Annotated in this window: 21 protein-coding genes; 6 read left to right on the plus strand and 15 right to left on the minus strand. The window is 47.3% G+C overall.

Annotated elements, in window-relative coordinates:
* Window positions 1-3: 3 nt before the first annotated feature.
* Window positions 4-351 carry a dehydrogenase gene (locus tag CRO25_RS26790; protein ID WP_072735631.1) on the plus strand — a complete coding sequence of 116 codons (348 nt, stop codon included), beginning with the start codon at window positions 4-6 and terminating at the stop codon, window positions 349-351.
* A 186-nt stretch (window positions 352-537) separates the two neighbouring features.
* Here CRO25_RS26790 and CRO25_RS26795 read toward each other — a convergent pair whose 3' ends face one another.
* The 5 genes from CRO25_RS26795 to yyaC form a co-directional block, all read right to left on the minus strand.
* A complete protein-coding gene (locus CRO25_RS26795; protein WP_079697090.1) occupies window positions 538-2,712 on the minus strand; it encodes an O-antigen ligase family protein in 2,175 nt (724 codons plus the stop codon).
* 269 nt (window positions 2,713-2,981) lie between these two features.
* The gene (locus tag CRO25_RS26800; RefSeq protein ID WP_256863762.1) at window positions 2,982-4,259 is read right to left on the minus strand and encodes an SAM-dependent methyltransferase; all 1,278 of its coding nucleotides are present in this window, start codon (window positions 4,257-4,259) and stop codon (window positions 2,982-2,984) included.
* A gap of 90 nt (window positions 4,260-4,349) precedes the next feature.
* Window positions 4,350-5,039 carry a DUF6483 family protein gene (locus CRO25_RS26805; RefSeq protein ID WP_079697091.1) on the minus strand — a complete coding sequence of 230 codons (690 nt, stop codon included), beginning with the start codon at window positions 5,037-5,039 and terminating at the stop codon, window positions 4,350-4,352.
* A gap of 240 nt (window positions 5,040-5,279) precedes the next feature.
* Entirely contained in the window at window positions 5,280-6,071 is a 792-nt protein-coding gene (locus CRO25_RS26810; RefSeq protein ID WP_079697092.1) for an alpha/beta fold hydrolase, read from the minus strand.
* Between the two features lie 76 nt (window positions 6,072-6,147).
* A complete protein-coding gene (gene yyaC, locus CRO25_RS26815) occupies window positions 6,148-6,690 on the minus strand; it encodes a spore protease YyaC (protein WP_079697093.1) in 543 nt (180 codons plus the stop codon).
* Window positions 6,691-6,850: 160 nt separating this feature from the next.
* Between yyaC and CRO25_RS26820 the strand changes: the two genes are divergently transcribed.
* Window positions 6,851-7,075: a DUF1128 domain-containing protein gene (locus CRO25_RS26820; protein WP_063566608.1), complete on the plus strand. Its 225-nt coding sequence runs from the start codon at window positions 6,851-6,853 to the stop codon at window positions 7,073-7,075.
* A gap of 122 nt (window positions 7,076-7,197) precedes the next feature.
* On the opposite strand, the gene CRO25_RS26825 is transcribed toward CRO25_RS26820, so the two are convergent.
* Together CRO25_RS26825 and CRO25_RS26830 are read right to left on the minus strand one after the other, a co-directional pair.
* Window positions 7,198-7,923 carry a pirin family protein gene (locus CRO25_RS26825; protein WP_063566607.1) on the minus strand — a complete coding sequence of 242 codons (726 nt, stop codon included), beginning with the start codon at window positions 7,921-7,923 and terminating at the stop codon, window positions 7,198-7,200.
* 143 nt (window positions 7,924-8,066) lie between these two features.
* The gene (locus CRO25_RS26830) at window positions 8,067-9,086 is read right to left on the minus strand and encodes an asparaginase (protein WP_079697094.1); all 1,020 of its coding nucleotides are present in this window, start codon (window positions 9,084-9,086) and stop codon (window positions 8,067-8,069) included.
* Between the two features lie 179 nt (window positions 9,087-9,265).
* Between CRO25_RS26830 and CRO25_RS26835 the strand changes: the two genes are divergently transcribed.
* The 4 genes from CRO25_RS26835 (at window position 9,266) to CRO25_RS26850 (ending at window position 11,273) form a co-directional block, all read left to right on the plus strand.
* A complete protein-coding gene (locus tag CRO25_RS26835) occupies window positions 9,266-9,961 on the plus strand; it encodes a phosphatase PAP2 family protein (RefSeq protein WP_063566605.1) in 696 nt (231 codons plus the stop codon).
* A gap of 134 nt (window positions 9,962-10,095) precedes the next feature.
* Window positions 10,096-10,353, plus strand: coding sequence for a GlsB/YeaQ/YmgE family stress response membrane protein (locus tag CRO25_RS26840; RefSeq protein ID WP_063566604.1), 258 nt, complete (start codon window positions 10,096-10,098; stop codon window positions 10,351-10,353).
* A gap of 65 nt (window positions 10,354-10,418) precedes the next feature.
* Entirely contained in the window at window positions 10,419-10,826 is a 408-nt protein-coding gene (locus CRO25_RS26845; RefSeq protein WP_079697095.1) for a YtxH domain-containing protein, read from the plus strand.
* 81 nt (window positions 10,827-10,907) lie between these two features.
* Window positions 10,908-11,273 carry a DUF5665 domain-containing protein gene (locus CRO25_RS26850; protein WP_024631356.1) on the plus strand — a complete coding sequence of 122 codons (366 nt, stop codon included), beginning with the start codon at window positions 10,908-10,910 and terminating at the stop codon, window positions 11,271-11,273.
* Between the two features lie 25 nt (window positions 11,274-11,298).
* On the opposite strand, the gene CRO25_RS26855 is transcribed toward CRO25_RS26850, so the two are convergent.
* The 8 genes from CRO25_RS26855 to CRO25_RS26890 all read right to left on the minus strand — a co-directional run bounded on the left by CRO25_RS26855 (window position 11,299) and on the right by CRO25_RS26890 (window position 21,644).
* A complete protein-coding gene (locus tag CRO25_RS26855; protein ID WP_240321509.1) occupies window positions 11,299-12,327 on the minus strand; it encodes a magnesium transporter CorA family protein in 1,029 nt (342 codons plus the stop codon).
* A 128-nt stretch (window positions 12,328-12,455) separates the two neighbouring features.
* Window positions 12,456-13,229, minus strand: coding sequence for a sigma-70 family RNA polymerase sigma factor (locus CRO25_RS26860; RefSeq protein ID WP_024631358.1), 774 nt, complete (start codon window positions 13,227-13,229; stop codon window positions 12,456-12,458).
* Window positions 13,226-13,678 (minus strand): anti-sigma B factor RsbW, encoded by a 453-nt coding sequence (gene rsbW, locus CRO25_RS26865; RefSeq protein ID WP_063566601.1) that lies wholly within the window; start codon window positions 13,676-13,678, stop codon window positions 13,226-13,228. Before rsbW ends, CRO25_RS26860 begins: the two co-directional genes overlap by 4 nt.
* Before the next feature lie 18 nt (window positions 13,679-13,696).
* Complete coding sequence (locus CRO25_RS26870) at window positions 13,697-14,035, minus strand: STAS domain-containing protein (RefSeq protein WP_063566600.1); 339 nt, start codon at window positions 14,033-14,035, stop codon at window positions 13,697-13,699.
* An 86-nt stretch (window positions 14,036-14,121) separates the two neighbouring features.
* A complete protein-coding gene (locus CRO25_RS26875; protein ID WP_079697096.1) occupies window positions 14,122-15,798 on the minus strand; it encodes a response regulator in 1,677 nt (558 codons plus the stop codon).
* Window positions 15,799-15,814: 16 nt separating this feature from the next.
* Window positions 15,815-16,687, minus strand: coding sequence for a protein-glutamate O-methyltransferase CheR (locus CRO25_RS26880; protein ID WP_063566598.1), 873 nt, complete (start codon window positions 16,685-16,687; stop codon window positions 15,815-15,817).
* A 71-nt stretch (window positions 16,688-16,758) separates the two neighbouring features.
* A complete protein-coding gene (locus CRO25_RS26885) occupies window positions 16,759-20,478 on the minus strand; it encodes a response regulator (RefSeq protein ID WP_079697097.1) in 3,720 nt (1,239 codons plus the stop codon).
* A complete protein-coding gene (locus CRO25_RS26890) occupies window positions 20,475-21,644 on the minus strand; it encodes a PP2C family protein-serine/threonine phosphatase (protein ID WP_079697098.1) in 1,170 nt (389 codons plus the stop codon). Before CRO25_RS26890 ends, CRO25_RS26885 begins: the two co-directional genes overlap by 4 nt.
* Window positions 21,645-21,913: the final 269 nt, after the last annotated feature.

A 21,913-nucleotide genomic window follows, 5' to 3' on the forward strand; every position in this document is an offset into this window, starting at 1 on the left:
AAGATGTCATTCAAATCAGCACCCGGTACTCCCCCGGTCAAACATAACACCCCAGGCCAGAAACTGCCTTCTGCCCGCGGTATCCGAAGAGCATGCAGCAAAGAGCTGTATCGAACAGCCAAAAAGCTAAAGGTATATATCTCCCCCGAGCTGATGAAGCAGGCGGAAGAATTGTATTATGGGAAGGTCATCACCAATCTGCTCTGGATCGGAGAAAATCGGGATAATCGCAAAAAATTATGCGAATGGTGGAACGCGGATGTCAGCCTAGAGATTGCGACTCTATGGGGTGTAGAGGTAGAACCGCTGCAAGCTGCCTTTAAGAATGCGTTTGGCGGATATCGCCTGTAAATTCGGAGTACTGGACAGGTAGATGAACAGCTTATAGTACAGCATATTGCTTGATTTTGAATAACCCGAACTGAGGCGTAAAGCAATACTTTCAATGGATCAATGCGAGATTGTTCATGCCGTTAAAAGTTGAATCATTGTTTTCATGGATCTCGTTCTCTTTTAGCGTTGGATGAGGTCAGATATTCAGGGAATCTTTCTGGTCACCTCTGAAGCAAGTGGATCAAAAGCAAGGAGGCGCAGATTATCCCCGTAACGTAATGCGTCTTCTCCAAGCTCAAAACGCCGATCATTTCTATCCTTCTCTGATGCTACTTTTTCGGCCAGTTGTCTGTAACGTTCATATATCCTTACTCCAGCAGCAGCGGTCTGCCTTCCTCGTTCAGCATACCCTGCCGCCAGTTCCCTCCGTGATGCCTGTTCCATCCAATACAGGGCTTGGGACTGGCTGGACGCGTCAAAACGATTCTGGGCCAGGCCTTGTTCAAAATAGTTCCCGGCCGACTCTCCTCTACCCGATTGAGCGGCTAACCGCCCCAACTCTCCGTAGAGTTGGGGTGAAACAGGGGAAAAGGACAAGCTCTGCACCAATATGGAGTCAGCCTTTTTCGCTGGAAGCGTACGGGACAGGGAGATGGCGATATCCGGTCTGTAGGGGTTGAACTTGTACGCCGCAGTAAGTAGCGCTTTACGCTCAGTATCTCCTGAATCTTTTGACATGGCTAAACGATATTGTTGTTCTGCCGCCACTTGTTGTCCAGCAAGCCAGACTGTGCCGCCAAGCCAAAACATGACGAACAGTCCCGTTAATATCCCTTGAGGCCACGGGCTTAACGGACGGAGAAAACGAGACCGTTTTTTGTCAGCCACGGATTCCTGAAGAGTTGACGACGAGAGGGCCCAGCCCCCAAGCCAAATGAACATCATCCAATTGAAGGTGAAGCTCCAGTCAAAGTCCATAGCGCCATGGAGGACAAAAACAATAACCGAAGGCAGCAGCTGCGGTGCATACCTCCACATCGTTCGCAGGGTGGAAAAGAACCATCCGGCGATGAGCAGCAACCCGATCACGCCTGTATCGAGTGCCAGATCGAGGAAGCCGTTGTGGACCTCGCCTCCGACATAAGGCGAGGATTGGATGGCGCGAAACATATTGCGCCATGTCTCTCCCCCGTGGCCCAGCCATGCGGCCTCGGTCCAGAGCTTCAGGGCGTCCCGCCACATCTGAAGGCGGGACAGCCCTGTGCCGACACCAGCCGCCATGCGGTCGGCTGTGGAGGCCACGGCCACAGTGGCGGCGGCGATTCCCGCCAGCACTGTGGCCGTGAGGGCAGCGGCGCGTGCACGAGCGCCGCTGTGCCACAAACGGCACAGCAGCAGCGTGCCGAGCAGCGCAGCTGCCCATGCTCCGGCCAGTGCCAGCAGGCCGGGCACGGGTGCAGGCGCCAGCTGGGCCGCAGCCAGCTGGCGGTAGAGCCAGGCCGCGCACGCCAAGGGCGCGGCTGTGGCCAGCAGCAGCGGCAGGCGGGCACCGCGCCGCTGCAAAGCGAAGGCGGCGACCGCGGCGCAGCCGGTCGCCAGCCAAGCGCCGCGCGACTCGCTCAGCAGGAGCGCGGCTTGCGCGGGCATGAGCGGCAGTGCTGCCGCGATGAGCCGCCCGGCCGACAACGGCCGGGCCATAGCGCGCGCGGCGGCAGCCAGCCGCTCCAATGCGTACATGCCAACGATGGCACCGTACGCATTAGGGTACTGCAGCAATCCGCCGAGCCTGGCTCCGGCGGAGCTGATCTCGGGGTCAGCGGTTCGCATGACCCCATAAGGCAGCGGCAGCACACCGCACGCGGCTAGCACTCCGCTTAGCACAAGCAGGCCGCCTGCCAATTGCCAGCCACAGGCAAACCATCGCGTTCCGTTCGCGCGTGATGCCAGTATGACGGTTAGCAACGCAAATATCGCCAGAAGGCTCCAGCGCAGCATCTCATCCAAGCTTCCCTGTACACTGACAGAGCCCATCCCTATATGCAGGCCAAACCAGACTGCTATTGCCAGGGGCCAAAGCATCCAGCGGAAGTGTGCATATTGCATAATCGCCTCATATAGTCGTTTGAGGTAATCCAACCACTGAGCAATCCCTAACTGCCCTCTCGTCTTCGGTGCATTAAAGCACATAATGAACAAAACAAACCAAATAAGTACACTTCCTGATGCCATCAATACCATAGGATACACGTCCGTAGCATAAAACAATCCTCTACATAGACATCCTGCCAACAGTAAAGCCACTGCAATTAAACCAAGAACTGCGGTTAGTGCCGATTCTGAACTCCACTTAGTCTTCTCATCTGATCTCGCCTCCTTCATGCGCCTCCCTCCTTTCTCCCGTCTCCGTATTCTTCTTAATTAATTTCAAACAAAAAAAGACAGAAGCTCCCAATAGGGTCTTCTGCCTGATTTCATGCCTTTGGCACATTATATATATTTTCACGGGACCCTCTTACCAGTATGTCCCGTCAACGGCGATGACAGACGAACTGCGTCGTCTCAAAGGATCAAATAACTCAATCATGTATCTATCCTTTTTTCCATCTGCCGTCAAACATCATGCTTCACTCTTCATTATTCCCGTACATTCAACAGTGATCACAGTGGCTGGCATCTTGGGTGACACCATTGATCGATTCCTCATTTGAATTCTCTTGGCTCGCATCTGCCCCATGGTTCGGCGCAGCTTCTTTCAGCTTGCCGTCACCTGGAAGCAAGTCCGCACATGCCCGCTCCAAATAAGGATCTGCGTGAATGAAATCACGGAATGCAGTATATTCTTTCCACATGTCAGCAGTCTGCCCAGCCTGGCCTCGTACGGCACGGATTAAAATATTTTTCGGCGTATGCTCCATGTCGATAAATTCAAGCAGCTGCGTTTTGTATCCCATCAGATCGAGCAGCTTGGCCCGAATGGCATCGGTTGCCAAAGCGGAGAAACGTTCCTTTAGAATACCGTGTGACAACAACGGATTCATCACGTTGGATTCAATCTGGTCAAACAGCTCGTGCTGACAACACGGTACAGATAGAATAACGGAAGCGCCCCAACGAACAGCTTTTTCCAAAGCAGCATCGGTTGCTGTATCACAGGCATGCAGCGTTACGACCATATCCACTTCATTGAGCTCGTCGTAGTCAGCGATGTCCCCAACGAGGAACTTCAGGTCACCGTAATGCAATTTGTTTGCCAGATCATTACAGTGTTCAATCACATCGGCTTTTAAATCGAGTCCAATAATTTTGAGTGATCTGCGCTGTTGAACGGACAAATAGTGATATAAAGCAAAGGTGAGATAAGACTTTCCGCAACCAAAATCAACAATGGTCAATGGACGGCCCTCCGGCAGATGCGGGATGACATCCTGTACCATTTCGAGGAAACGGTTGATCTGTCTGAACTTGTCGTACTTGCGAGCCAAAACGCGGCCTTCCTCGCTCATAATCCCCAGCTCGACCAGGAACGAAACGGGAACTCCATCTTCCAGCACATATTGCTTTTTGCGATTATGCGAGAGGTCCACCGCAGTCTTGGAAGGCGACTTGGTCAGGATGGACACTTTATATTTTTTGCTGATCAAAATTTGATAGTCTGCGTCTGTAGTACAGAGCAGTCCTTGACGAAACGTCTCTTCGCATAGCAAAGTCATGCGCTCTGCCGCTTCATCCGGAGTCAAATTCTCGTGCAGCACTTTGTTGGTATAATGAAATGCGAATTGATAATGAAGCTGATTCTTGAGCGTTACCGGCTTGACTTGCACTTTCGTATACGAGACATTGTCCCGTCTGCGCAGCTGGCTCCAGGTCGCTGTAATCAGCGAATTCTGTTCAAAGATGTCTTGTATAAGCTTTCGCAATGAATCCACGGGGGTACATCTCACTTTCGGTTTGGTTTGGTCAACCGTTACCATAACACAATTCCGTTCCCTCTCCAAGTTAACGGCCTATTCATCGGTTTAACGGTTCAGCTCGGCAATCCCCTCTTCCACTTCCTCACGAGGCAAACCACCTTGTTGCAATTGCTCATCTTCCAGTTGTCTTAACCTTTCATAGAAAGCCTGTACCTCACCCCGATAATGAATGGGATGACTATCGTCTACCTGCAGCAGTCTGTACCAGCTATTCTCAGCCTGATCATAACGCCCCTGCTGTTCACGATACAGGGCAAGCTGCTTTTCCGTTCGTGCGGGAAGTTCGTATTGTTTCGTCTGCTCCAATATTCCCTCCACACGATCTGGTGCATCCAGCAGCTTCGGATTAGCCCCATTATTCAGTGCGTACAGGTAAAAATGAAGTGATCTCATCAGACGAATAAGTGCTTCATTCTCCGACTCCATTTTTTCCTGGTCATCTATGCCCTCTACTTTGGCCTTTTCATTATAAATGTACGCCTCTTCTTCGATCAGCCTGGCGGCTTGTTGCAGATTGTCCACTTCAATGACGCCGCGAAAACGGAACATTTCAATGACATCCTCGGCCGGCAGTGAGTTCAGCAGAGATAAATTCAGTCCAAACTGCCTACGCAGTAGCTCGTCCAGCTCGGATAGAGCCTCCGTGTGTTTTCGCTGTTGTTTAAGTGTAAATACTTTGCCGATCGCTTCTGTCATTTCCTCCATCATGCGGAGCAGATAATCTTTCCTGAACATGCTATGTGCCCCCTCATCATTCGATCGTGTACATTCCAGTTTCACTTGCATGATCCATTCTCATCATTTTAATTCATGCCATGACAAAAAGCCAAAACATGGTCTATGGCTCGATCTATGCTCTGGCCCTGAACAAATAAAACCCCTGCCGTTCTTGAGCGAACGTTGCAGGGGTTTAGCAAAATACCGACGCTCCGCCAAGGAGGCGAAATCATCCGATACTCTATTCATGTTCCATTATTACTTCGATAATCCCGTCAAAAATTGTTTAATGACCTGAATTAAATCTTCCGGAGCTTCATACATGCTCATATGTCCTGCCCCAGGAATCACGGCTTGTGTAATATGTGGTTTGTCACTTGTGAATGTACGTTCCGGCGGAATGACGGCATCCTTCTCTCCGGCAACCAGCAGGACAGGAAGCGGTGTAGCGGACAATACATCACGACGATCCGGTCGTTCCCGCATAGCCAGTGCAGCTCCAGTTGCCCCTTGTGGCGCAGTCTGGTAACCAATTTCCTTCACACGAGTCACTTGCGTCGATAGCGATTCTACATGTTCTTGTGCAAACAAACCGGGAACCAGCCCATCTACAAAGTGAACAATGCCTTCCGTCTGAATGGTGGATACTGCACGAAGGCGTTTTTCTTTGCCTTCTTCACTATCCGGATAGGCTGTGGAATGTATCAAGCCGAAGGCATTCAATCGTTCTGGGTGGCGCTGTGCGATAGAAAGTGCGATATATCCGCCCATGGAGTGACCGAGCAGGAAAGCCTTGTCCACCTTTAGCTCATCCATTAATTGCAATACGTCATTGCCCATCTGATCAATGGTATAACTACCTACAGGTGCGTCCGTTTTTCCGTGTCCACGCAGATCGGGTACGATGCAACGATAGCTGCGTGCAAGCTCAGGCACCACTTCATCCCAGTAGGATGAACTGCCGCAGTATCCGTGGAGCAAAATGAGTGCTTCTCCCTTACCCTGTTCGGCATAACAAATCGTCGTTCCGTCACACATCACTTTTTCCATATAAATCCCTCTCTCTGCGCGAATTAAATTAATTCAAGTTGTATATTATTAAGCCTGCATATCATTAATGAAACGTTTATCTGTATTTCACTGCTTCGGCGACCGCCTCTGCAATCGATCTGGACATGCCCATAACGAAATGAAGCGAGGTCATCTGTAGAATGGAATAAGGTCTCGGTCCATTAGCATTCACTACAGCAGCCACGCTGTAATGACCAACTGGCGGCAGCTTGCCTCCAACCGATTTTGCCGGAATCAGTGGATGTTCCGCAAGATAGTATGTACCTGTTGCCTGTTTTGGACCCAGACAAGCATCAATGGCGATGATGGCATGATGTGACGGGACAAGCGCCAGCCTCTTCTCCAGTGTATCCGCATCACAAGGAGAAGCCAGAGTTCCTACAACGTGATTCACTCCATACTCCTGCAGTAGACTGCCTGTCAGTGGGCCCAGAGCATCTCCGGTGGAACGGTCCGTCCCGATACAGACAAAGGTGATTTCATCCGGTGAATGAAGCTTATAGATGTGCTTGAAAAATAATACCAAGTCTTCTCCCTGCACATTGTGGCGGGCTTCCCTACTTTGATGACGAACCAATTCCCGCTTATATACGGCCAATCTCTTACCTCCTTATACACATGTACTTCCTGCCTGAGTCTCTATTGTTATATTCCTCATTTTACCCGATGCTTGATTTCGTCGCAAAAGCATTGGCCTGAGCCTGTCCAATCATGATACAATGACAACAGTTTCCGATACGGAAGGGATGGACATAACGATGGATTTAACGCAAGCAAGCGCAGCCAACATGGAATATATGATTGAAGCAATCAAAACGAAGTTGCGGATGGCCAGTGGAGCTGCCATGCAGGCTTCGTCTTTCCCACTTGCGAAGTATGAAGATTTGTTTGACCTGTATGAAATGGTCCTAAGCAAGGAACATCTGAGTATCTCTGAAGTGGAAGCTGTCGCTTCCGAACTGGGTAATCTCCGCAAATCCTAGGGCGGCATCGCCCAGCAAACTTTGAGAGACTCTTTTACGAAGGCAGCTACAACAAGCCGTACAAAAAGGACCTGTTCTCCACATCACAGTGGAGACAGGTCCTCTTGCGTTTGTTTTTTTCGTTAAGGCAAATCCACCAATACAAATTCAGCCGTCTCGCTGCCTGTACCTGTAATTTGCAGATCACAGCTTTTGCGGATACGTGCAGCATCACCCGGCTTGAGATTGAAGTTGCCGTCTGAACATACAATCTCGATATGGCCACTAATCAGGAAGAGATGTGTACGCCTATCTTCATGTTGAGGGTACATTAATTTTTGACCGGATTCCAGGTGGGATAGATAACAAGTTACATCCTGTGAAATAGGCAATGCTCCCTCGGCTCCTTCTCCCCCTTGCCCCGATACAATCGGACAAAGACGGTTCAGATGCTCCTGAGCCTCTACACGACGATTAGTATACGAGGGCTTCAACATGCGCTGGGATGGCAGGAACCACATCTGTAGAAAGCGTACCGGTTCATCCTCTGACGGGTTAGTCTCTGAATGCTCTACGCCGGTGCCCGCACTCATGACCTGAACTGTTCCCGGTTCCAACAATTGCTCCGTTCCCATGCTATCCGTATGTTTCAACGTACCTGATATGACATAACTAACAATCTCCAAGTCATGATGTGGATGTCGCTTAAAGCCTTCCTGCGGCATCAGTGTGTTGTCATTATGAGCCAGAAGACAACCAAAATGGGCATTGCTTGGATCATCATAGTCCGCAAAGGAAAAGCTGAATTCACTGTGTATCCAACCTCGATCCGACGTGTGCCTTTCTTCCGATGTCACTACTTTAATCATGTTCATCCACCTCCAAGGGTTTAGAGCTGCCGCACTGTCGCAGCAGTTCTTGCGTGTATATTTAGAATTCTATAGATCAATACCAGTTGGTATGTCATCTTTACCCGTGGTCCGGGAATTCTAATCACGCCCCTTGCATATGGTTATACGCTTTCTTCAGGTGAGTGAAGCTTGAATTCGCTCTCTGCCCGCCCTACGACTTTACCTGCGTCGTTCCGAATGTCAGGTGGATATACTTCTGCCAGTCGTTCGATGGTTTTTCGATTGCTGTAGCCAATCTGCTCCAGAATGGATTGGGCAATATAGGCCCATTCTTCTTCCGAACCATCAAGCACTTTGAACGTAATTCCGAGGCGTTCCTTTTTCAGGGCAAAACCAAATACACCCTTGAAGCCACCTTTGGCTACAATGTTGCTGTCTTCAAGCAGCACGGAATCCACACGCTGCGTTCCTCCTACCATTAACGGATATTCGTTCATGGCTCCAGTAATGGTCTCTACGGCCGAACGTGTAGATGGGTCCTCGATCAGATCCGGGCAAGCCAGCTTCAGATATGCGTTCGACAATGCCGATAACGGCAACGAAAATACCGGAAAGCCGCAGCCATCCGTCCCAAGTTTAATTTCTTTCTGTTCAATCCCTGCCATATAGGCCATGGTCTCAAGAATTTCACGCTGTACCGGATGTTCTGGTTCTGCATAACTTCCCAAATCGGCCTGTTTCATCTGAGTGTATGCGAGAACGCCCAGATGTTTACCGGAGCAGTTGTGGAGAATACGACGCTTCTCTCCTTGAGATCGTAGCCATTGATTTCGGCTTTCTTCATTGAGGGGGTAACTCGGTGCGCAAATCAAGCACTCTTCACCCAACCCTATTTTGCTTTCTATCTGCTCCAACACCTGAATATGCATCGGCTCCGAACGGTGTGAGGAAGACATAATGGCAATCTCCTGAGCTGTCAGACCGTAATGCCCAGCAATACCAGCACGAATCCCCGGAATGGCCTGAAAGGGCTTGGCAGATGAACGGGTAAACGCTCTAAAATGCGGATCTCCGGCTGAATATACAACATTGCCGTTCTCATCCGTAATGCTTATGTGTCCGTAATGGGCGCATTCCATAACGCCCGCACGGTATTCTTTAATTAACAGGGCACTCTCCATGCGAGTTCTCTCCTTTATACTCCCGAATTCATCTCTGCTTTGCGTCACGACGCCGCATGGGATATCTTAAATAGTATAGTACAAAAGCGACGTTTTTACAGTTTTTTCGACAGACATTTCGGGTAATCCTTTATCAATCTTTATCTACCTACTACCATTACTGAAGGAGATACTTATTTATGCTGCGCAAAACGCAATTACCCACTTCCGGGTTAGCTCGCAAAACTTCAGTACGTCCACTGCTCAACTGGGCTGGTGTCGGAATTATAGCCAGCGTTTCGGTCGTCTTCTTGCTGGCGGCTCTGGGAGCGTTGCTGGGTAACGATGTTATCCTTTCATTGGATGACAGGATCCAGCAGTTATTTTATCTGAACTCAGATTCACGTCTTCATCTGTTGCCTTTCATTTCATTCATTACTGCGCTCGGTTCTTTCAGACTTTCTGCCATCGCAGCTATCGGTTTTTCAATTCTTTTCTTGTGGCAGCGTTGTCCCCGTTTCCTCATATATGGTTATGCGTTACTCAGCAGTTTTGCCATGATGTGGATTCTCAACACCTTATTGAAGGAAATATTCAGGCGTAGTAGACCTGAGCTGGAACATCTGCTGGTTGTTCATGGATATAGTTTTCCAAGTGGTCATGCGATGATCTCGATGGGGTTTTATGGCATGCTCTTTGTCATCTGGGCGATTGAACGACATCAACGTATGTCTGGAGTTGCACTGCCTGTCATTTGCGGAATCACATTTATATTTCTGGTCGGCCTCAGCCGCATCATGCTGGGTGTACATTTTCCAACCGACGTTTTCACCGGATTTGCTGCAGGACTGGCTTGGATCTTCTGTATGATTAAAGGGATTCAACGTTCCGTCTGAATTGTACTATCCTATAATTTCCAGTACAGATCTCCCTACATTGATTGTTTCACCTGGAAGCACGGCGTTTATATACGAAGTAAGCAAACGCGAACAGACACCATCCTACATCAAGTACAAAGGAGGCGGTTGTTATGTGGGGTATTATTATCAGCATTGTGATGGCAGTCATTATCGGTGTAATCGGTGATGCACTTGCCGGTCATAACATGCCTGGAGGAATTATTGGTGCAATGGTTGCCGGATTTGCCGGAGCCTGGCTGGGAGCACTCTTGCTTGGTAACTGGGGACCGGTCATCGGTAACTTTGCCGTAATTCCTGCTATCATTGGAACAGCAGTCTTTGTCTTTTTGCTGGGGCTTGTGTCCAGACTGTTCAGACAGGCTGCCTGATCGGTGCAACAAGGTGTTCGTTGTTTCGTATTCGTTTCTTAAATTTGAAGAAGGAGTGATTTGACATGAATAAAGCAGAAGAACAATATCCTGTACAAAGCGGTTCCACTTTCGCCAAAGGTATTTTCATCGGAGGTTTGCTGGGAGCAGCTGCAGCACTACTCTTTGCCCCTAAACCAGGACGCGAATTGCGTGATGACCTTTCCGAGAAAGTGGGGATGGTTACAGATCGCACAAAAGAAGTTGCAGCGGTTGTCGGTGATAAAGCTTCCGAACTGGCTAAAACGGTCTCTTCCAAAACTTCTGATATTGCAAAAACGGTAAACCAAGGCCGTAATGACGTTATGGACTCCGTAAGAAAAGCTTCCGCTGATGTAGCGAATGAAGCATCCAAAGCGTCGGACGAAGTGGCTACCGCTTCTGTAGAAGCGAAGGAAGATGCACGTAAAGAATTGAACTCGACCAGCCTGTAAGGCTTTGGATCGAGTGACCAATAGCCAGCTGTATTCCAGCTGGCTATTTTTTATCCACGGCGAGATTAAAGGAGGAAGAACATGAGTAAAGTCACAATGAACGGCAATACGCCTATAACCGGAGGAAAACCTGCACAACAGTATGATACCAGCGAACACCCTTTTGAATTGCGACATGAGGTCAAACGTCTGAATACTCGGCTGGATCAGATTGCAGACAGTTTGGAAAAATCTCAAATCAAGGATATTATCGAAAACTACAGCAGTCCCAAAAAACGTATCATTACCAACTTCACCGCTGGTATGGCACGTGGTTTGGGTTTGACGGTAGGGACCTTCGTCGTTCTTGGTCTGCTCGCTTTTATTCTCAGTCAATTCGTGAACATGCCAATTGTAGGACAATATATTGCTGACTTACTGGGATACATTGAAGATTATAAAAAATAAAAGGCACAGGGTGAGGCTGACAAAGTCATCGCCTTCGTTTGCCATTGGCATGCTTCTCTGTTTCTTTGGCCGACGGCTGGGAAGACTTCACTTTGAGCAGATCCCCTGTCCAGCCCTTCATCATCATCCATACATACATGCCGATCATGCTAATGATTATAAGCGCAAGGACGAGTACAACACCCCATGTTTTGTCGATCCAAGGCAGATTCTCGAAGTTCATTCCCCAGATGGCTCCTGCAGCCGTTGCGGGTGTGAATACCGAGGTTACAAGGGTCAGTGTCTTCATAATCTCATTGCCCCGCACCCCTGAAATAGCATTATCAATGGAGATCAATGTATCAATCTCTGTCTCATAATGTTTGAACAAACGCTCCATCCTTTCGATCCGGTGCTGGAGCTGCTGGAAAAAGCGATTCTCTTTCAATTCATCCAGGTAGGCTTCCCTGGCAGCAGCCATCAATTCGGAATACGGAATGAACAGGTTACTCCAATACAGCAGCTCAAATCTAGCTGCAAGAATCTGATCCATCAACGTTCGTGCATTGCGGGATTCCATCGTCCGCTCCAAATCCCTCAAGTTCATCTCAAAATGATCCATACCCACATGGTAATAATGCAATATCGCGCGAAAGAGCACAAACATGCCGTCCCTTGCTTCACTGCACTGTTGTAACATGGCTGCACGTTCACCTGTATTCATAATACCTCTGGTATTATCATCTACATTCAAGGTAACCAGTCTTTCTTGATCCACATAGAAAAACATCTGATTATCTTTACGTGGATCGTTTCTTTCATTCTTGACCGCATATAATAATGACCCGAATATCACGGGCTCCGTGCCGTTCATGAAGCGGACGGACAGGTAGTTGGACTCTACCTCCGGTATTTTGCGAAGCCAGTACTGCATTTCTGGAAATGCGTTCGTCAGTTCCTCCAAGGCATCAGCCATACTCTCCTGATCAGGTGCAACCCAATCCCACCATTCCCAATGGTCTGAGTAGGTAAGCTTGTCCCGACGCGCTTCCAGCTTGACTTTATCCACAATCACAAACATCCACTCCTGCATTCATACTGTCATTAGAAAATCATTGATCCCAAAAAAAGGACACGTATGCATTCCATTGGAATCACGTGTCCTTCTCTATGCCGTGCTCAATATCGTCACCGATCTACATCTCATAATAATGAAGCATTCGACATAATCTGTTTTAATTTCTCAGTGGCTCGCTTCTGGATACGAGATACACTCATTTGGGATACTCCCAATTTCTGAGCAATTGCCCGCTGCGACTGACCATCCTGAAATGCCAAAATAAGCACTTTTTGTTCCTGTTCCTTCAATTGTCCCAATGCCTGCTGCAAGTCCATCCGCTTCTCAACCGAATCGAAGTCATTCACATCAGAACTGATTAGTTCGCCCAAAGTGGCTGCACTCTCATCCTGTGATAGCGGAGAATCCAGTGACACATAGTGGTAACATTCCCGACCAGCCAAGACTTCGATGGTTTCCTCAGGGGTTAAATCCAGGTATTCAGCAATCTCGTTCACACCTGGTGAACGCTCCAGCTTCACTGTCAATTCATCAATGGCATGCTGGACAAGTGCTCCCTTTTCCTTAATTCTACGGGGCACCTGAATATACCAGGACTTGTCCCTTAAATAATTCTTCATATGACCGATCATGCTCTTCATGGCATAAGGTTCAAACGGAATACCCAGATTAATATCGTATTGCTTAAGCAAACGAATTAGGGCCATCTGCCCGGTCTGATACAAATCCTCATACAGATCGGGTCGGTTCCGCGCAATTTTACCTGCTGCCATCTTCACCATCGGTTCATATTTGCGGATAAGAACTGTTGCAATTTCGTTATCCTGGGTTTGCTGGTATTCCCAGATCAAACCTATTGCTTCAGACATGGACTCTGGGGGAGTCACTTTTTCATTCATACTTTCTCCTCACTTCTTGCAAGACGTTTTACGAGTACTACTTTCGTACCTTTGCCCGTCTCACTTTCCACACTGACATCGTCCATCAGAGCTTGCATCAGGTAAAATCCAAGTCCACCGATCTGGGCATCTGTCAGTTCTTTGTCATGAAGGCCTGCACGGGATACCGCCGGGTTAATGTTCTCGAAGCTGGCTCCTTCATCTTTGACGGTAATAGCCAGCGTGTCATTATCCACTTCGAACACAACCTCAACCATGCCGCCTTCGTGTGAGTAAGCATACAGTACAGAGTTATTACAGGCCTCGGATACAGCAACCTTCATATCCTCAATGTCCTCATAAGAAAATCCCATTTTGGACGCAACACCATAAAGATTGAGTCTTACAATATCAACGTAATCAGCTGTCGCCGGTAAATTAAGGGTGACTCTTTGAACTTCTGCATTCATTCCTTTTTCGATCCTTTCCTATTGGGAATTCTTCTGTGAGACAAAGAATTTGGCAATACCCGTCATATCAAAAAGTTTCTGAATTTGCGCAGGAACTTCCTGTACTTCAAAGCGAGCTTCCATTCCATGCCGTGCTTTCAGAACAGATAACAGGATACCAATCCCTGTACTATCGATGTACTTCAAGTCTTGCATGTTAATAATCAAATCTTGTTCCTTGTTGTCCACAAGCGGCTCCATCACTAAACGGAATTCAGGAGCAACCGACAAATCCAGTTCGCCAGTCAGATACACCGTGCACACGCCATCAAGTGTTTCTGTTCTTGCATTGAATTTTTCATTTTTATTTGTATTCATTAGACATCTCTCTCCTGATCAATGGTTTCTTTACCTAATAACCCATCTACAGCACATATGAAACAGTAATCGAATTAGCAAATATTTCAATTCGCCTGATTTATGGCCGATGCATTGGATTTGAACCCTTGTCTTTCTTCCTGAAATCGGGACAACTTCTGTTTCACATTGCCCATTTTCACAGGTTTACTGATGTAATCGTCCATACCTACAGTGGAACATCGCTGCTGAATACCATCCATGACATTGGCGGTCATCGCTACAATAATTGGCTGCTGGTCTTGAGGAAGGCTCTCACGAATTCTGCGAGTACACTCCAATCCATCCATCACGGGCATTTGCAAATCCATAAATATATAATCATAATTGCGATTCGCCAAAACCATCTCCAGCGCCTTCTTGCCATCTTCGGCGATATCTGCGACGAGTCCAAGCTTGCCCAGCATAATAGACATTAGTTTCTGATTAATAGGATGATCATCGACGATTAATACGCTTGGATGCATTTCATCATTTTTTTTAATGTCCGTAAGCTGATCTTCCCCCATACCTGTCGTCAGCTCAGTCTCAACATGCCGCTGCGCTTGAATGGTAAATACAAACGTAGCACCACGCAGCTCCGACGTATCCAGATATATCTTTCCACCCATCATTTCAACGAGCGTTTTGCATATAGCCAGCCCCAGACCCGTTCCACCATACTTACGCGTCATGGATGTGTCCAGTTGGGAAAACGGCTGGAACAGACGATCTACTTTGTCTGGTGCTATGCCTATTCCTGTATCTTTTACAGCAAACTCCAGCGTCATTCGCCCGTCTTTTTCCTCATTAACGGATACGATCAGATACACGCCACCGTGGTCCGTGAACTTGATCGCATTAGCAATCAGATTCAACAAGACCTGGCGCAGCCTCGCCATATCTCCATAGATCAGTTCAGGTACCGAATCTTCCAGGAAATATTCCAGCTCAATATTCTTTTTGCCAGCTTCAACCGCGAAGAGTCTCAGTACTTCACGAATACAGGAAACAAGTTCGAACGGATGCTCTTCCAGCTCCATTTTGCCGGATTCCATCTTGGTGAAATCGAGGATATCGTTAATCACCGTAACGAGTGCATCGGCACTGCGACGTACAATGTCCGCATATTCCTTCTGATCTTCCTTCAGATCCGTTTCCATCAACAGATCAACCATACCGATAACGCCATTCATCGGCGTACGAATCTCATGACTCATCATGGCAAGGAACTCGGTCTTTGCGTTTGCAGCGATTTCCGCTTCCTCTTTGGCCTGAATGAGCTGTTGGTTCATTTTCTCCAGTTCCTGCGTCTTCTGATGCAGCAGCATCGTCTGTGTTTTCAAACGTTTATTCGTGATAAACATTTCTACAAAGCCCTCGATTTTGGATTTCAAAATTTGAGGGATAAACGGCTTGACCATATAATCAATGGCTCCTGCGGAATAACCTGCAAATAAATGCTCTGCCTCTCTGCTATTTGCAGAGATGAAAATAATCGGCACGTCCTTGGACTTGTCACGCGCCTTGATTAACTTTGCTGTCTCAATTCCGTCCATCCCAGGCATCTGCACATCCAGCACAATGACCGCAAATTCGTCTTTCAGCAAACAGCGAAGTGCCTCTTCCCCGGAGGTTGCCTTGACGAGCTTGTACTGTTCCGATTCCAGAACCGCTTCGAGAGCGAGCAGGTTCTCGGGGCGGTCATCTACCAATAATATGTGGATTGGTTCATTGAGCCCCATGACTAAGCTTAACCCCCTATTTAATCTTCCGGTATATTTTTTCCGTCCGGTCTAACGGCTCGTAGGCATCGCTGAATTCCGTAAAATGTATCGATTCTTTAGATCCCAGAACAAGGATGCCGAAGTGGCTCAAACTTTCATGAAAAAGTCCGTGCACATGGTTTCGCAATTCATCATTGAAATAAATCATGACATTGCGGCAAAAAATCACATTAAACTCGTTAAATGACCGGTCTGTCGCCAAATTATGTTCGGCAAAAATAATATTTTTCCGTAAATAAGGATGAAATATAACGGAATTATATTTCGCAGTGTAATACTCCGAGAATGCGCGGGTGCCCCCGGCTTCCAGATAATTTGTAGTATATAATTTCATTTTCTCAATGCCATATACGCCTTCCTTGGCCTGCTGCAATGAGCGATCATTCATATCTGTTGCGTATATTCTTGCCTTGTCGTATAGTCCTTCCTCATGCAGCATAATCGCCATGGAATAGACTTCCTCTCCTGTAGAACAGCCAGCATGCCATATCCGGATGTATGGATAAGTCCTCAGTACAGGAATAATCTGTTCCCGGAAGAACCGAAACAAGGTTGGATCACGAAACATTTCTGTTACAGGGATGGACAGATTCTGTACAAAACGATCAAATGCAGAACGGTCATGAAGCACTTTTTCCTGTAAACCTGAAATGGTCTTTAGTCCTTCGGCATGTACATAATGCCAGATTCTACGTCTTAACGACGGTAACGCGTAGTTCCTGAAATCATATCCATATAAACGGTGCATACCTTCCAATAGCAACTCGATCTCGATCAGTTCACGCTCTTCATCTTGCGGCATGCGGATCGATTCTGCCTCCGCCTCGGTAGGTTCCCACGGTGTCATATCTTCTCTCCACTTCTTCATTTGTTACTTGCGTAATAGATGTATTGTCCTTCATTACCCAAACTATCGGGTTACGAATACAGCCATACCCGCATTAAGGATAACAATTGATCCGTTTGGATCGGTTTTTTCACATAATCAGATGCTCCAGCCTCGATACACTTGCCACGATCCTCTTTCATGGCTTTTGCGGTTAAGGCGATAATTGGCAATTTTTCAAACTTCGGTATCTGTCTGATCCGTGTCATGGCCTCATAACCGTCCATCTCCGGCATCATCATATCCATTAATACTAGATCGATCTCCGGGTTCTTATCCAGAATCTCCAGAGCTTCACGGCCGTTCTCCGCAAATGTCACATCCATGCGATAGCCTTCAAGCACGCTTGAAAGGGCAAATACATTACGGATGTCGTCATCCACTAGCAATATTTTCTTGCCTTCAAACAAGGTTTCCTTATTATGCAGCTTCTGCAGAATTCGACGCTTGTCTTCCGGCAGGTTAGCTTCTACCCGGTGCAAGAACAAGGTCGTCTCATCGAGCAGACGTTCAGGTGACTTCACGTCTTTGATGATAATGGACTCCGCATATTTGCGAAGCTTCATCTCTTCTTTGCTGTCCAGCTCTTTGCCTGTATAAATAATGATCGGAAGATCATTCAAGTACTGATCGTCCCGAATCTGGTCAAGCAGCTCGAATCCAGTCATATCTGTCAGCATCAAGTCCAGAACCATGCAATCATAGCGTTGACTGTGCAATTCATTCAAGGCCTCACTGCCAGTGGACACTGCTGTGATTGCAACATCATCGTGGCCAATCAGTTCAATGATGGCTTTCCGCTGTATTTCATCATCTTCCACAATCAATAGGCGTTTCAATTGATTCTCTGTATAGGATTCGATATGCGAGAAAGCTTTATCCAGCGAATCTTTACTGGAAGGTTTTTTCAGATAAGCAATGGCTCCCATCATCAAACCTTGTTTCATATCATCAATAACCGAAATGACATGTACCGGGATATGACGTGTCGCCGAGCTGCTTTTCAACTCACCCAGAATCGCCCAGCCATCCATCACAGGCAACTGGATATCGAGGATAATCGCATCCGGCAAATATTGACGGGCCATTTCGAGTCCTATGTCTCCCTGAAGCGCCACAATAGCCTTAAATCCTCTGCCTCTCGCCATATCCATCAAAATGTGCGCAAAATTCACATCGTCCTCAATGATGAGGAGAATCTTGTCACCTTCCAAGAGGTTTTCCTGATCATCCTCCAATTGTACAGGTACAGGGGAGTCGGATTGAGGTAGCTCCATAATTGAAATGCTTTCCGTATCAGGTGTCAGCAAGGTCTGTCTGCCTGAACGCATCGTCTGTGAGTCTCTTCCGAAGTTTTCAATCTCAGAAGTAGCAGCGGCTTCTCTTGCTATATCGTCCACCTGAACCTCCTCATCGTGATTATCCGGCAGGAACAAGGTAAAGCTACTGCCCACACCTTCGGAAGACTCTACCTGAATAGCACCGCCAAGCAGGCGGGCAAGTTCGCGACTTATGGACAATCCCAGGCCCGTGCCGCCATATTTGCGGCTGGTTGTACCGTCTACCTGCTGGAATGCTTCAAAGATCAGATCCGTCTTGTCCGATGGAATTCCGATGCCGGTATCCTTCACGGTAAAGCCTACGTATTCCTGGTTCGTATTCAGGTACCCAGGAAGCTCTTCCATTTTCATCTTCCGCCCAATCAGGCTTACAGATCCACGGTTCGTAAACTTGAACGCGTTCGACAACAGATTCCGTAAAATCTGTTTGACGCGGTGGCTGTCGGTATATACCCATTCCGGCAAATTGCTGTCGAACTCAATGTTCAGGTTGAGTTCTTTTTTATTCGCCATTGGACCAAAATTTTGTTGAACAAAGCTGGTCAGTTCTTCCATTCGCACCGTTTCGTAATTGATATCCATTTTGCCCGCATCCACCTTGGACAGATCCAAAATTTCATCAATCATTTTCAGCAAATCCGCACCGGACATATAGATCGTCTGCGCATATTCCTGCTGTTTAACACTCAGGTTTCCATCCTTATTCTCCGATAACAATTGGGACAGGATCAGAAGACTGTTAAGTGGTGTACGTAGTTCATGCGACATATTGGCCAAAAATTCCGACTTGTACTTGCTCGTCATCGACAATTGCATCGCTTGCTGTTCCAACTGTGTTTTGGTTTTCTCGATCTCGTCGTTCTTCTCTTCCACTTCACGAACCTGTTCTTCCAGTGCACGAGTCTTGGCAATCAGTTCGGTATTGAAGTGCTCCAATTCTTCCTGTTGACGCTGCAACAGTTCTTCAGAACGTTTGAGAGCCCCCGTCTGTTCTTCCAAATTCTCATTGGAACGGCGCAGCTCCTCTTGCTGTGTCTGAAGCTCTTCGGATTGAACCTGCAGTTCCTCGGTAAGCGCCTGGGATTCACGCAGCAGTTCTTCCACTCTCAAACGGCGACGAACGTTGTTGAGAATGACACCCAGATTCATAATCAGTTGCGAGAACAACTGTGTATGCAGATTCGTGAACCCTTCAAACGAAGCCAGTTCGACAACGCCAATCAGTTCATCCTCAAATACGACAGGATAGATCATCACACCAGAAGCACGCGATGCTCCCGTTGCTGATCCGATGTTCACATAATCCTCTGGAGTTTTTTCCAGAATAATTGGCGTCATATCCAATGCGGCTTGACCAATTAATCCCTCACCGATACGGTAAACCTCTTTGCCAACATCTTCGTTCTCTTCAAACGCGTAGGCACCATAACGTCTCAGTTCGTCCGGATGTTTCTCTTCATCAATCAGGTATACGACACCTAGTTGAGCTCCAAGCACAGGTGTAAATTCGCTGATAAACATCTGCGAGATCTGACGAATCGACCCTATACCCCGCAACAATTCTGGAACTCTAGCAATGTTCGAACTCATCCAGTTCTGATCTTGCTGTGCTTGTAAATAAGCTTTCTCAACTTCCAGTTTTTCTTCCAAATCATTGGATACATCCTTGAACACACTGGCAATCTGACCAATCTCGTCGGTAGACTTCACCTGTATGCGGCGAATGGTTCGATAACGTCCTTTGCCAAAACTGGTAATCATCATGGACACGGTATTCAGACCGCGTGTAATACTTGGCAGCACCCACATAATGACACCCAACGCGAGTAGTAATCCGGCAATCATGATGGCTACTGTAATCTGTACCGCGCGCATATAGGCTGCGTTCGCATCTTTAATCTCGGTATCTATCTCCTGGTCCTGATAACGGGACAGGGCATTCAGGCTGTCTACAGCTTCCTTTTGCACTGCCAAACCGATTGAGTTCCGGTAGTTATTGGCATCCTCTGCCCGATTCTGAGACATCAAACTGACCTGTCTTGCAGCATAAGCATTATAAGCTTCCCAGGCCGTATTCACACGATCCACCAGTTGATGCTCTGGTGCGCTGTCCGCCCGATCCCGCACTTCCTCAAGGTAGCCTTCGCCTTTTTTCTGCATCTCCTTCAAATCGCCGTCTGCAGCACTTATCGAATTGTTGGGATTCAGCAACAAGTTAGCCAGCACTTTGGCTATATCATTGACCTCTCCACGTGCAGCAGAAGTATATCTGACTTTGAGGTATCGCTCCTGATACATCTGATCGATCTGTTTATTGCTGCTGTTCAGCCGTTCGTAACTCACAAACGTAAGCACAATCATAATGGCCATCAGAGCTGTAAAGCCAATCAGCAGTTTATTTCTGATCTTCATTCAGCTTCGACCCCTTTATTTAAGGTAATCCATACCAAACATTTATCATCATCCCGCTCCTGCGGAATCTCATCATCGAAGAACAACGCCTGCATGGCCGCTTCATCCCACTGATGGGAACCCGCCAGTTTTTCCTTCAAAAATGCCTGCTGCATTTCCTGATCACCCTGGACGGCTTCAGTCAAACCATCCGTATAAAGGGCGATATGCCCCTCGCCTTCATAGTGAATGGTCTGTGGTTCAATATCCATCTTGTCGAACAGGCCTACAGGACAGCAGACGCTGTCAAGCGTTGTCACACTTCCGTCCTGGCGGAAAAAGAGTGCTGGCGGGTGACCCGCGTTAACATAATCAATTCGCTTCATTCGTGTATCTACGACCAGATATATCGCTGTAAAATAGTACTGCACCAGCTGTTTTTCCAGATGCAACTGATTAAAGCGACGATTCAGCTCCTGAATAACCTTCTCCGGGTCTACATACGTTGTAACGGTGTCTTTCAGCACGGAAGCAATGAACATGGTAAATAGGGATGAAGATATCCCATGCCCCATCATATCCAGCAATAGGACTCCATATCTGCCTTCACCAAGCGGGTACCACGAATACAGATCACCCGCAAGTTCAAACGAAGGTTTGTAAATAGCATTAACGTGGAACAATGGATCTTCAATAGCAGGGCTTAACACAGCATTCTGTACCATAGCCGCAAGTTTCAGTTCATCCTGAATCCGCTGATCCCGCTCTTTATGCCAATCCTTCTCTTGTTTCAGACGAAGCGCAAGACGGATTCTAGCCATCAGTTCGACTTTGTTAATAGGTTTGGTAACATAATCGGATGCACCTGCATCCAGCGCCTCGGCCAATTTCTTGGAATCTCCAATCGCGGTTACCATAATAATGGGTATATCCTTGAGATTTTCAAATTTTTGCACAATACTGCATGCTTCGATTCCATCCATCTCTGGCATCATCATATCTAGCAAAATCAGGTCAATATCCGACGGCTTGGGACGAAGTTCATTGTTTTCCCCACCTATCCCAAGGACTTCAAACATCTCCATGGCAGAACTTGCCGTTACAATGTCACGATAGTTTTCTTTTTTCAGAATTTCTCGAATGATAATGACATTCGTCGGATTGTCGTCAACAATAAGTATTCTCATTTCTATCTCCTTATCTGTGGCGTCCGGGTTTGTCGATTCTTATCAGGTCATCTAACAACCTTAATTATACAAATTTCGCATACAACACAGCGGTAGACATAATAATTCCTAGTATAACTATAATCGTATTATCAAAAAACTTCTATCAGTAAATGGCACCATCGCAGGAGAATTCACCCGCTTGTTACCCTGTTTTTGCTGCGTCCTGATCCCGCTTCCAAACTTGCAAAAACATAGATAAGGAATGGGGATATCCCCATTCCTTATCT

This window comes from Paenibacillus sp. RU5M (genome assembly GCF_900221055.1).
In the GTDB taxonomy this organism is placed as follows: domain Bacteria; phylum Bacillota; class Bacilli; order Paenibacillales; family Paenibacillaceae; genus Paenibacillus; species Paenibacillus marchantiae.

Coding starts and splice junctions, on each gene's coding strand:
- CRO25_RS26790 (WP_072735631.1), top strand. CDS start 4: ATGTCATTCAAATCAGCACCCGGTACTCCCCCGGTCAAACATAACACC.
- CRO25_RS26810 (WP_079697092.1), bottom strand. CDS start 6,071: ATGGAAAAAGTGATGTGTGACGGAACGACGATTTGTTATGCCGAACAG.
- CRO25_RS26870 (WP_063566600.1), bottom strand. CDS start 14,035: ATGAATACAAATAAAAATGAAAAATTCAATGCAAGAACAGAAACACTT.
- CRO25_RS26850 (WP_024631356.1), top strand. CDS start 10,908: ATGAGTAAAGTCACAATGAACGGCAATACGCCTATAACCGGAGGAAAA.
- CRO25_RS26885 (WP_079697097.1), bottom strand. CDS start 20,478: ATGAAGATCAGAAATAAACTGCTGATTGGCTTTACAGCTCTGATGGCC.
- CRO25_RS26820 (WP_063566608.1), top strand. CDS start 6,851: ATGGATTTAACGCAAGCAAGCGCAGCCAACATGGAATATATGATTGAA.
- CRO25_RS26875 (WP_079697096.1), bottom strand. CDS start 15,798: ATGGGGCTCAATGAACCAATCCACATATTATTGGTAGATGACCGCCCC.
- CRO25_RS26795 (WP_079697090.1), bottom strand. CDS start 2,712: ATGAAGGAGGCGAGATCAGATGAGAAGACTAAGTGGAGTTCAGAATCG.
- CRO25_RS26890 (WP_079697098.1), bottom strand. CDS start 21,644: ATGAGAATACTTATTGTTGACGACAATCCGACGAATGTCATTATCATT.
- CRO25_RS26830 (WP_079697094.1), bottom strand. CDS start 9,086: ATGGAGAGTGCCCTGTTAATTAAAGAATACCGTGCGGGCGTTATGGAA.
- CRO25_RS26825 (WP_063566607.1), bottom strand. CDS start 7,923: ATGATTAAAGTAGTGACATCGGAAGAAAGGCACACGTCGGATCGAGGT.
- rsbW (WP_063566601.1), bottom strand. CDS start 13,678: ATGAATGCAGAAGTTCAAAGAGTCACCCTTAATTTACCGGCGACAGCT.
- CRO25_RS26845 (WP_079697095.1), top strand. CDS start 10,419: ATGAATAAAGCAGAAGAACAATATCCTGTACAAAGCGGTTCCACTTTC.
- CRO25_RS26860 (WP_024631358.1), bottom strand. CDS start 13,229: ATGAATGAAAAAGTGACTCCCCCAGAGTCCATGTCTGAAGCAATAGGT.
- CRO25_RS26880 (WP_063566598.1), bottom strand. CDS start 16,687: ATGACACCGTGGGAACCTACCGAGGCGGAGGCAGAATCGATCCGCATG.
- CRO25_RS26805 (WP_079697091.1), bottom strand. CDS start 5,039: ATGTTCAGGAAAGATTATCTGCTCCGCATGATGGAGGAAATGACAGAA.
- CRO25_RS26840 (WP_063566604.1), top strand. CDS start 10,096: ATGTGGGGTATTATTATCAGCATTGTGATGGCAGTCATTATCGGTGTA.
- CRO25_RS26835 (WP_063566605.1), top strand. CDS start 9,266: ATGCTGCGCAAAACGCAATTACCCACTTCCGGGTTAGCTCGCAAAACT.